General features: G+C 69.0%; 10 protein-coding genes. 1 reads left to right on the top strand and 9 read right to left on the bottom strand.

Going from position 1 to position 9,394, the window contains the following annotated elements; all coding sequences use genetic code 11:
- From A5678_RS26725 to A5678_RS21320, 5 genes are all read right to left on the bottom strand, one after another.
- Positions 1 to 226, bottom strand: a 226-nt coding sequence (locus tag A5678_RS26725) for a TetR/AcrR family transcriptional regulator (protein WP_156747021.1), incomplete at its 3' end; no start/stop codon positions are given.
- Between the two features lie 29 nt (positions 227 to 255).
- Positions 256 to 438 (bottom strand): rubredoxin, encoded by a 183-nt coding sequence (locus A5678_RS21335; protein ID WP_068046375.1) that lies wholly within the window; start codon positions 436 to 438, stop codon positions 256 to 258.
- Positions 435 to 659, bottom strand: a complete 225-nt coding sequence (locus tag A5678_RS21330) for a rubredoxin (RefSeq protein WP_068046373.1) — start codon at positions 657 to 659, stop codon at positions 435 to 437. Before A5678_RS21330 ends, A5678_RS21335 begins: the two co-directional genes overlap by 4 nt.
- Positions 656 to 1,909, bottom strand: a complete 1,254-nt coding sequence (locus A5678_RS21325; protein ID WP_068046371.1) for an alkane 1-monooxygenase — start codon at positions 1,907 to 1,909, stop codon at positions 656 to 658. Before A5678_RS21325 ends, A5678_RS21330 begins: the two co-directional genes overlap by 4 nt.
- Before the next feature lie 99 nt (positions 1,910 to 2,008).
- On the bottom strand, positions 2,009 to 3,517 hold the full coding sequence (locus tag A5678_RS21320; RefSeq protein WP_068046368.1) for an APC family permease: 1,509 nt from the start codon (positions 3,515 to 3,517) through the stop codon (positions 2,009 to 2,011).
- A gap of 99 nt (positions 3,518 to 3,616) precedes the next feature.
- Between A5678_RS21320 and A5678_RS21315 the strand changes: the two genes are divergently transcribed.
- Complete coding sequence (locus A5678_RS21315; RefSeq protein WP_156747020.1) at positions 3,617 to 5,005, top strand: NAD(P)/FAD-dependent oxidoreductase; 1,389 nt, start codon at positions 3,617 to 3,619, stop codon at positions 5,003 to 5,005.
- A gap of 16 nt (positions 5,006 to 5,021) precedes the next feature.
- Here A5678_RS21315 and manA read toward each other — a convergent pair whose 3' ends face one another.
- From manA to A5678_RS21295, 4 genes are all read right to left on the bottom strand, one after another.
- Entirely contained in the window at positions 5,022 to 6,248 is a 1,227-nt protein-coding gene (manA, locus tag A5678_RS21310; RefSeq protein WP_068046361.1) for a mannose-6-phosphate isomerase, class I, read from the bottom strand.
- Between the two features lie 8 nt (positions 6,249 to 6,256).
- Complete coding sequence (locus tag A5678_RS21305; protein WP_068046358.1) at positions 6,257 to 7,357, bottom strand: TobH protein; 1,101 nt, start codon at positions 7,355 to 7,357, stop codon at positions 6,257 to 6,259.
- Complete coding sequence (locus tag A5678_RS21300; RefSeq protein ID WP_068046354.1) at positions 7,354 to 8,751, bottom strand: phosphomannomutase/phosphoglucomutase; 1,398 nt, start codon at positions 8,749 to 8,751, stop codon at positions 7,354 to 7,356. Before A5678_RS21300 ends, A5678_RS21305 begins: the two co-directional genes overlap by 4 nt.
- 122 nt (positions 8,752 to 8,873) lie before the next feature.
- Positions 8,874 to 9,311: a DUF3499 domain-containing protein gene (locus A5678_RS21295; RefSeq protein WP_082945658.1), complete on the bottom strand. Its 438-nt coding sequence runs from the start codon at positions 9,309 to 9,311 to the stop codon at positions 8,874 to 8,876.
- Between the last annotated feature and the right edge of the window lie 83 nt (positions 9,312 to 9,394).

Below are 9,394 nucleotides of genomic sequence, written 5' to 3'. Positions count from 1 at the left end.
GGGTTACGCCCTGCGCCAGGCCCTGCCGCGAACCGAACTCGTTGTAGATGGTCTGCCGGCTGATGCCCGCCGCGCGGGCCACGTCCGACAGCGTGATGGCGGACCAGTCCCGGCTGCCCAGCAGCTCGCGCATGGCGTCCAGCACCGAGTCGCGCAGCAGAACGCGCGACGCCTCGGGATACGGCATCCGCTTCACAGGCGCGACAATAGCTGCTTTCGCGAGGATTTCGGTTCCTTAAATCATGTTCGTGGCGATCACGAACGGGCGATCTCCACCATTTCGAAGTCCGACTTCGCGGCGCCGCAATCCGGGCAGCTCCAGTCCTCCGGGATGTCGTCCCAGCGGGTCCCGGGCGCGATGCCGTCTTCCGGCCAGCCCTTGGCCTCGTCGTACTCGAACCCGCACTGCACGCAGATGAAGAGTTTGTAGTCGCTCACTGATTCACTCCTATCCAATTGTCCGGCTCCTCCTCATCGCTGCGCTCTGCATCGTCGCCGGACGTCGTTTCGAAGTCGGCCTTCTCGCGGACCGCGCAATCGGGGCAGCACCAGTCGTCGGGGATGTCGCTGAAGGGCGTCCCCGCGGGAAAGCCTTCCCGCGGGGCGCCTTTCGCTTCGTCGTAGATGTAGTCGCAACCCGGGCAGCGGTAGGCGATCATGCGGGCACCCCGTAGCGTGCCAGCACCTTGTCGCGCATCCGCGGGTGGATGTTGACCTTGGTGATGTCGCCGTCGTAGTGCGCCAGCACCCGGTGGTCCATCACCTTGCGCCACAGCGGCGGGATGTAGGTCAGCGAGATCATCGACGCGTACCCGCTCGGCAGGTTGGGCGCACCCTCCATGCTGCGCAGCGTCTGGTAGCGGCGCGTCGGGTTGGCGTGGTGATCGCTGTGCCGCTGCAGGTGGTACAGGAACAGGTTGGTGACGACGTGGTCGGAGTTCCAGCTGTGCACCGGCGCGCAGCGCTCGTAGCGGGCTTTCCCGGAAGGCGAGTCGAGCTTCTGCCGCAGCAACCCGTAGTGCTCCAGGTAGTTGACGGACTCGAGCAGGCTGAAGCCGAAGACGGCCTGGATGATCACGAACGCGACGAGCGCCGGCCCGAAGACCGCGATCAGCGCCCCCCACAACACGATCGACAGCAGCCAGGCGTTGAGGACGTCATTGGACAGATACGTCGCCGGGTTCCACGGGTTCTTGCCCTGCCGGCGCAGGCGCTGGGCCTCCAGCCGCAGCGACGAGCGCAGGCTGCCGAAGACGCTGCGCGGCAAGAACTCCCAGAAGGTCTCCCCGAAGCGGGCCGACGCCGGGTCTTCCGGCGTGGACACCCGGACGTGGTGGCCGCGATTGTGCTCGATGTAGAAGTGGCCGTAGCAGGTCTGCGCCAGGGTGATCTTGGACAGCCACCGCTCCAGCGAGTCCTTCTTGTGGCCCATCTCGTGGGCGGTGTTGATGCCAACGCCGCCGAGCACGCCGACCGACAGCGCCACGCCCAGCTTGCCCGCCCAGCCCAGCGCGCCGTCAAAGCCGAGCCAGCTCAGGTTCGAGGCGGTGAACAGGTAGGCGCCGAAGACCACGCTGAGGTACTGGAACGGGATGAAGATGTAGGTGCAGTAGCGGTAGTACTTGTCGTTCTCCAGCTGCTCCATCACCTCGTCGGGCGGATTCTGCCCGTCGGGCCCGAACCGCAGGTCCAGGATCGGCAGCAAAACGTAGACCAGGATCGGACCGATCCACAGCGGCGCCAGCGCGGCGGCGTGCCAGCCGAGCTGGTTAAGCCCCCAGACAATCGGCAGCATCACGAACAACGCCGTGGGCGCGATCAGCCCCATCAGCCAGAGCCGGCGCTTCTTGTCACGCCAGACCGGCGGCTCCACCGCTTCGGTGCCTACCTGCGGTTCCAGTGTGGTCATATGCCAAACCTCCTTGTGAGTCACACCACGTTGGAGATTGACAATATCGGTATATACGTCTCGTGTCTAGACACCAGGCGTCATTTTGTAAAGCTATCGTTAGGGCACGGCGTCCGGTTCGGCCCGCGCGGGGGCTTCCAGCTCCTCCGCCGCGCGGCGGCCCTGGACCGAGTGGCTGTATCCGTAGCCGGCGTAGATCGCGGTTCCCACCACCAGCCAGACGCCGAACCGCACCCAGGTCAGCGCGGTGAGGTTGACCATCAGCCACACGCACGCGCAGATCGACGCGATCGGCAGCACCGGCACCCAGGGGGCCCGGAAACCGCGCTCGAGGTCGGGCCGGGTACGGCGCAGCACCATGACGCCGGCCGAGACCAGGACGAACGCGAACAGCGTGCCGACGTTGACCATCTCCTCGAGCTTGGCGATCGGGAACACCGACGCCGTCGCGGCCACCACCAGCGCGACCAGCACGGTGATCCGGACCGGGGTGCCGTGCGAGCCGGTCTTCGCCAGCCGCCGCGGCAACAACCCGTCGCGCGCCATCGCGAACAGCACGCGGCACTGGCCGAGCATCAACACCATCACCACCGTGGTCAACCCGGCCAGCGCCCCGATGGCGATGACCTTGCTGGCCCAGTGGATTCCGTTCTCCGCGAACGCCGTGGCCAGGTTGGCCGGCTTGTGGCCGGGAACGGTCTTGAGCTGGGTGTAGGAAACCATCCCGGACAGCACCACCGAGACGGCCACGTAGAGCACGGTCACGATCGCCAGCGAAGCCAGGATTCCCCGCGGCACGTCGCGCTGGGGCCGCTTGGTCTCCTCGGCCATGGTGGCGACGATGTCGAACCCGATGAACGCGAAGAACACGATCGATGCGCCCGCCAGCACGCCGTACCAGCCGTAGTGGCTGCTGTGCGCCCCGGTCAGCAGCGACAGCACCGACTGGTTGAAGCCCGAGGCCTCGTGCCCGGCTTCGGGCTTGGGAATGAACGGCGAAAAATTGGCGGCCTTGATGTAGAAGGCGCCGACCACGACGACCAATAGCACCACCGACACCTTGATGCCGGTGATGATGGCGGAAAACCTCGACGACAGTTTGGTGCCCAGGGCGATCAGGGTGGCCACCCCCCCGACGATCAGCAGGGCACCCCAGTCCAGATTGAAAGACCCGAAGCTGGTTGTGCCGCCGGCGAATCCGAACACGTTACCCAGGTAGCTCGACCAACCCTTGGCGACGACCGCCGCGCCGATCGCCAGCTCCAGCAGCAGGTTCCAGCCGATGATCCAGGCCAGGAACTCCCCGAAGGTCGCATACGAGAAGGTGTAGGCGCTGCCCGCGACGGGCAGCGTCGAGGCGAACTCGGCGTAACACAGCGCCGCCAGCGCGCAGGTGACCGCCGCGATGATGAACGATATCCAGATCGCCGGGCCGGTGATGTCGCCGGTCGTCGACGCGGTCACCGTGAAAATCCCGGCGCCGATCACCACCGCGACGCCGAAAACGACCAGGTCGAACCAGGTCAGTTCCTTGCGTAGCCGGGTGTCAGGCTCGTCGGTGTCGGCGATCGATTGTTCGACCGACTTCATGCGCCATCGGTTGGCCATCCGCCGCCCTTCCCATCCACTGGGGACCCATTGGTCCGTGACAGTACTGGGTACTCTGCCGAGATGCCGGACACCAAAGCAAACACCAGGGACCATGCGGTGGTCATCGGGGGCAGCATCGCCGGCCTGTGCGCCGCGCGGGTGCTCTCGGACGCGTATTCCCGCGTCACCGTCTACGAACGCGACGACTTGCCGAGCACACCGTCGAACCGGGCGACGGTCCCGCAGGACCGGCACCTGCACATGCTGATGGCCCGCGGCGCAATGGAGTTCGAGAGCCTGTTCCCCGGGCTGCTCAAAGACATGGTGGCGGCCGGCGTGCCCATCCTGGAGAACCGGCCCGATTGCATCCACCTCGGCGCTGCGGGTCACGTGCTCGGGACGGCGCACACCCTGCGCGATGAATTCACCGCCTACGTGCCCAGCCGCCCGCATCTGGAGTGGCAGTTGCGCAAACGAGTCCAGGACACGGACAACGTCACGATGGTGCGCCGCTCGGTGACCGAACCGCGGTTCGATCCGGCGCGCCGGCGAGTGACCGGGGTGGTGTTGGATCCCGCCGACGGCGGGGACGCGCAATTCGTCGCCGCGGACCTCGTCGTCGACGCGGCGGGCCGGGGCACCCGGCTGCCGGTGTGGTTGTCGCAGTGGGGGTATGAGCGCCCCCGGGAAGACCTCCTCGACATCGGCATCTACTACGCCACCCAACAGTTCCGCATGCCCGAAGGCCTGATCGCCGAGAAGGTGGTGGTCGCCGGGGCCTCGCACGACAAGTCGCTCGGGCTGGGCATGCTGTGTTACGAGGACGGGACCTGGGTGCTGACCACCTTCGGGGTGGCCAACGTCAAACCGCCGCAGACCTTCCCCGAGATGCTGGACCTGGCCGAAGAGCTGGTCCCGGCCCATGTCAACGCGGCGCTCAAGCAGGCCGAACCGATCGGCGAGCCGGCATTCCATGCCTTCCCGGCCAGCAAGTGGCGCCGCTACGACAAGCTGGACCGCTTGCCCGCCGGCATCATTCCCTTCGGCGACGCCGTCGCCAGCTTCAACCCCACCTTCGGCCAGGGCATGACGATGACCTCGCTGCAGGCGGGTCACCTCCGGCGCGCCCTGCAGCTGCCGGACGACGAGGTGGCCGCCGCACTGAATCGGGCGACGGCCAAGACCACGTTTCCGGTATGGACGATGAACGCCATCGGCGACGTCACCTTCCACCACGCCGGCACCAAGGGGCCCGTCCCGTGGTGGTGGCGTCCCTCCGGGGCGCTGTTCGACCAATTCCTCGGGGCCGCAGAAACCGATCCCGTTCTGGCGGAATGGTTTTTGCGCCGCTTCTCGCTGCTCGACAGCCTTTATATGGTTCCGCCGCCGCGAATCGTCGGCCGCGCCGTGGCGCACAACCTGCGGTTGTGGCTGGGCGAACGCCGTCAGGCCGCCCGTGGCGATCGCGAGCGCGGCGAAGCCGGGCGATGCGGGTCGCCACTATAAGACCGCCGGCGCGCCCTCACAACCCTACGGTCGCCCTGAACAGCTTCGTGGGCTCGCGCGCTACCAGCCGGATCGGGGCGTCGTCGGCCGCCACCCAGGCGGCCATCCCCCGCTGCAGCGTCAGCGATCCGGACTTGCCGTGCACCGTCGTGCACCCCTCGGTGCACAGCAGGATCTGCGGACCCTCGTGGCTGCACGAGGCGTCGACCTCGTGGCCCAGGTAATCGCCGTCGAGTTCCAGCAGCGCGACCGCGAACTCGTCGGCCGGGGTCTCGTAGATCAGGCCGAAGCCCTCGCGGTGGACAGGGGCGCGCACCTCCGCCTCGGTGGTCGGCGCGAAGTCGAGCACCCGCAGCAGTTCGGGGACGTCGACGTGCTTGGGGGTCAGGCCGCCCCGTAACACGTTGTCGGAGTTGGCCATGACCTCGACGGCGAAACCCCGCAGGTAGGTGTGCAGGCTGCCGGCCGACACGAAGATCGCCTCGCCCGGGGCCAGGGTGATGCGGTTCAGCAACAGGGCCGCCAGCACCCCGGCGTCGCCCGGATAGCGTTCCCCGAGCTCCAGCACCGTCTTGACCTCGCCGGCGAATTCCGTTGCGCCGGAACTGATGTACTGGATGGCGCCGTCCAGCACGGCCGGCACCAGCACGTCGATGTCGGGCTGCGGTGCGGTGATCCAGGTGGTGAACAGCGCGCGCAGTCCGTCGGCGTCGGACTGGTCGTTGAGCAACTCGATGTAGGGGTCGAGGTCGGACACGGCCAGGGCCCGCAGCAGCTCGACGGTGCGGGAGGCCGGCCGGAATCCGGCCAGCGCCTCGAACGGCTGCAGCGCCACCAGCAGCTCGGGTTTGTGCGAGGTGTCGCGGTAGTTGCGCACCGGGGAGGACAGCGGAATCCCCAGCCGCTCCTCACGCAGGTAGCCCTCGGCCGCCTGCGCCGCGCTCGGGTGGGCCTGCAGGGACAGCGGCTCGTCGGCCGCGAGGACCTTGACCAGAAACGGCAGCACGTCACCGAACCGGGCGCGCGCCCCCGGACCGAGCTGCCCCTCCGGGTCGGCGACCAGCGCGTCGAGCAAGGACTCCGTGCCTGCGTCGGTTTCCAGCCAGGCCGGGTCGCCCGGATGCGCGCCGAACCAGAGCTCGGCCTCCGGATGGGCGGCCGGGACCGTCCGCCCGGTGAATTCCGCTATGGCGGTACGCGATCCCCAGGCGTAGGTCCTCAAGGCTCCGCGAAGCAGTTCCACTGTTCTATCTATCCCCGCACCAGTCGCGCGTAAACCGCGGCCATCTCCAGTCGAACGGCCAATACTGCCAGTTGCTGCTCGGCGCTGATGGCGCCACCCAACGCCGGCGCGACCGTCGAGCCGGCCGAGCCGCCGGGCCCGTCGGGCACGTCTTCGGCGGCGAGCAGGTATACGTCGTCGAGCCCGGCGGTGCGGGCGGCCACCACCGACTGTTCGGCGGACAGGGTGAGCGCCAGCACCAACAGCCGCCGCGGCAGCGGCCCGTCGATCTGTTCGTCGTGAAAGAGCGCGTCGGCGGGGTCGGGGAAGCCACCGGCGATCCCCGCGCGCAGCGCGACGACGGCGTCCGACAGTCCGGTGGCACCCACCACCTGGTGGGCGATCCGCAGCAGGACCGAACTGCCATGCCGGGCCAGGGCCAGCGTCGCGGCGCAGTCACCGGCCAGCGCGACCTGGCGGTCGGCGATGCGCGCGGCAATTGTCTTGGCCGGGTTGGTGAACAGCTCGCGGCCCGCGCTGTTGCGCAGTGCCTCGGCGTCCAGCTCGTCGGCCAGCGCCCGCAGGTCGATGCTCGGTCGCTGGTCCACGATTTGCACAACGGCCAGGCCGGCGGCCAGGTACCGGCACAGCCCGAACTCGTCGGGGATGGCCAGCCTGGGCGCCAGCACCGCGGCCCGGCCGGCCGTGGAATCCCGCAGCGGACCCTCGTACGGCGCGACGACGACAACCCGCGCCCCGCGGCGCGCCCCGGTCGCGGCGGCGGCGACCAACGCGGGATCGCCGGGATCGTCGCCCGCGACGATCAGCACGTCGAGCGGGCCGATCCACGGCGGAACCTCGGCGGTCTGCACGATCGGCTCCGACGCCGTACCGCCCACCGTCGCGGCCACCATCGCGCCGGCGGTTTCAGCGGTCCCGCGGCCGGCGACCCAGATCAGGCTGCGCGGCCGGTCGTCGGTCCGCACGGCTTCCAGCGCGCCCTCGTCGACGGCGGCCGCAACCGCGCGCGCCTGCGCGCCGGCCGACGACGCCGCGCGCAGCAGCCCGTCCCGGTCGGCGGCCAGCAGACCCTCGGTGTCCTCCAGATCGACCGCCCGGACCGCGCTCACGGCGCGGCCTCGGCGGGCGCCGACTGCGCGCGGATCTGAGCGCTGATCTGGGCGACCACCGCGTCGACGTCCTCGGTGCTGCGCGCCTCCACGTTGAGTCGCAGCAACGGCTCGGTGTTGGAGCTGCGCAGGTTGAACCAGCTGCCGTCGCCCAGGTCGACCGTCACCCCGTCCACGTGGTCGATGGAGTGGATCCGGCTGCCGAAGGACTTCAGCACCTCCTCCGTGCACAGCTCGGCGTCGGCCACCGTGAAGTTGATCTCGCCGGACGATTCGTAGCGCTGGTAGTCGGCGGTCAACTCCGACAGCGGCCGGACCTGCTCGCCGAGGGCGGCCAGCACGTACAGCGCGGCCAGCATTCCGGAGTCCGCGCCCCAGAAGTCGCGGAAGTAATAGTGCGCCGAGTGTTCGCCGCCGAAGATCGCGCCGGTGTCGGCCATCATCGCCTTGATATAGGAGTGTCCGACGCGGGAGCGCAGCGGGGTGCCGCCGCGTTCGGTTACCAACTCGGGCACCGCCCGCGACGTGATCACGTTGTGGATGATGGTCGCGCCGATCTCGCGGCCCAGCTCGCGGGCGGCCACCAGGCTGGTCACCGTCGAAGGCGACACCGGGCGGCCGCGTTCGTCGACGACGAAGCAGCGGTCGGCATCCCCGTCGAACGCCAACCCGATATCGGCGCCGGTCTCGCGGACGTAGGCCTGCAGGTCGACCAGGTTGGCCGGATCGAGCGGGTTGGCCTCGTGATTGGGAAACGAGCCGTCGAGCTCGAAATACAAGGGCAGCAAGGTGATCGAGTCGATCGCGCCGAGCACCGCGGGCGCGGTGAGGCCGGCCATGCCGTTGCCCGCGTCCACGGCCACCCGCAGGGGCCGCAACCCGGAGGTGTTCACCAGCGAACGCAGGAACGTCCCGTAGTCGTCCAGCACGTCGCGGTCGGTGACGGTTCCGGGCGGTCCGTCGTAGCGCTCGACCCCGGCGATCACGTCCTCGCCGATGGTGCGCAGTCCGCTGTCGGCGCCGACCGGCTTGGCGGCCGCCCGGCACAGCTTGATGCCGTTGTACGCCGCCGGGTTGTGGCTCGCGGTGAACATGGCGCCGGGGCAGTCCAGCGAGCCGGAGGCGAAGTACAGCTGATCGGTCGACGACAAGCCGATCCGCACCACGTCCAAACCCTGGCCGGTCACACCGGACGCGAAAGCCGCGGCCAGCGTCGGCGAGCTGTCGCGCATGTCGTGGCCGATCACCACCTGACGGGCGCCCTCGCCGCGCATCATCTTGGCGAAGGCCGCCCCCAAAGCGGTGACCAGCGGCTCGTCCAACTCCTCGCCGACCAGCCCGCGTACGTCATAAGCCTTGACGACGCGGTGCACGGTCGCGGCGAGCCGAGACATGCCGGGGCCTCCTGACGCCTTGAAAGTGCTTCGTTTTTTCGCCTCTTGGCCGTCAGCCTATCGGCCCCCGGGAAACTCCGGACCGCAGCGGTGCGCGGGGAATGCGCGCGACGCAGGAACGGCTAGTCACTGGGGTCGGGCAACACCCGCAGATGCCCGCGGCGCCGGCCGGACCGTTGCTCGGGGGGCGCGAGCACGCTACTGCTGGGCGCGGTCGCCTGCGACCCGGCGTGATGAAGGTGCGGGTCGGCGAAGCCGTTCACCGGGGCGTACGGCACGCCGCGATCGCCACGCTCGCGCACCGCGTCGGCCAGGGCGACGAGGTCGTCCTCGTCAGGGTGGGCGGGCTCAGAAAGGAGGGGTCCGGCATGGCGCACCAGGTCCCATCCGCGGGGCGCGGTGATGCGGCCGGCATGGTTGACACACAGGTCCCAGGAATGCGGTTCCCGCGCGGTCGCCAACGGGCCGACGACTGCCGTCGAGTCCGAGTAGACGAACGTCAGGGTCGCCACGGCGTAGTGCGGGCACCCGGGCCGGCAACAGCGACGGGGAACGTTCACGCCGAAAGGCTATCGTGCGGAAACGCCGTCGAAGCGCCGGACACGCGCAACCGGCCGACCCCCGATGTGCAACCGTTACCATC

This window comes from Mycobacterium sp. E2733, assembly GCF_001667585.1.
GTDB lineage: Bacteria > Actinomycetota > Actinomycetes > Mycobacteriales > Mycobacteriaceae > Mycobacterium.
This window is presented reverse-complemented; position numbering and strand designations above follow the sequence as displayed.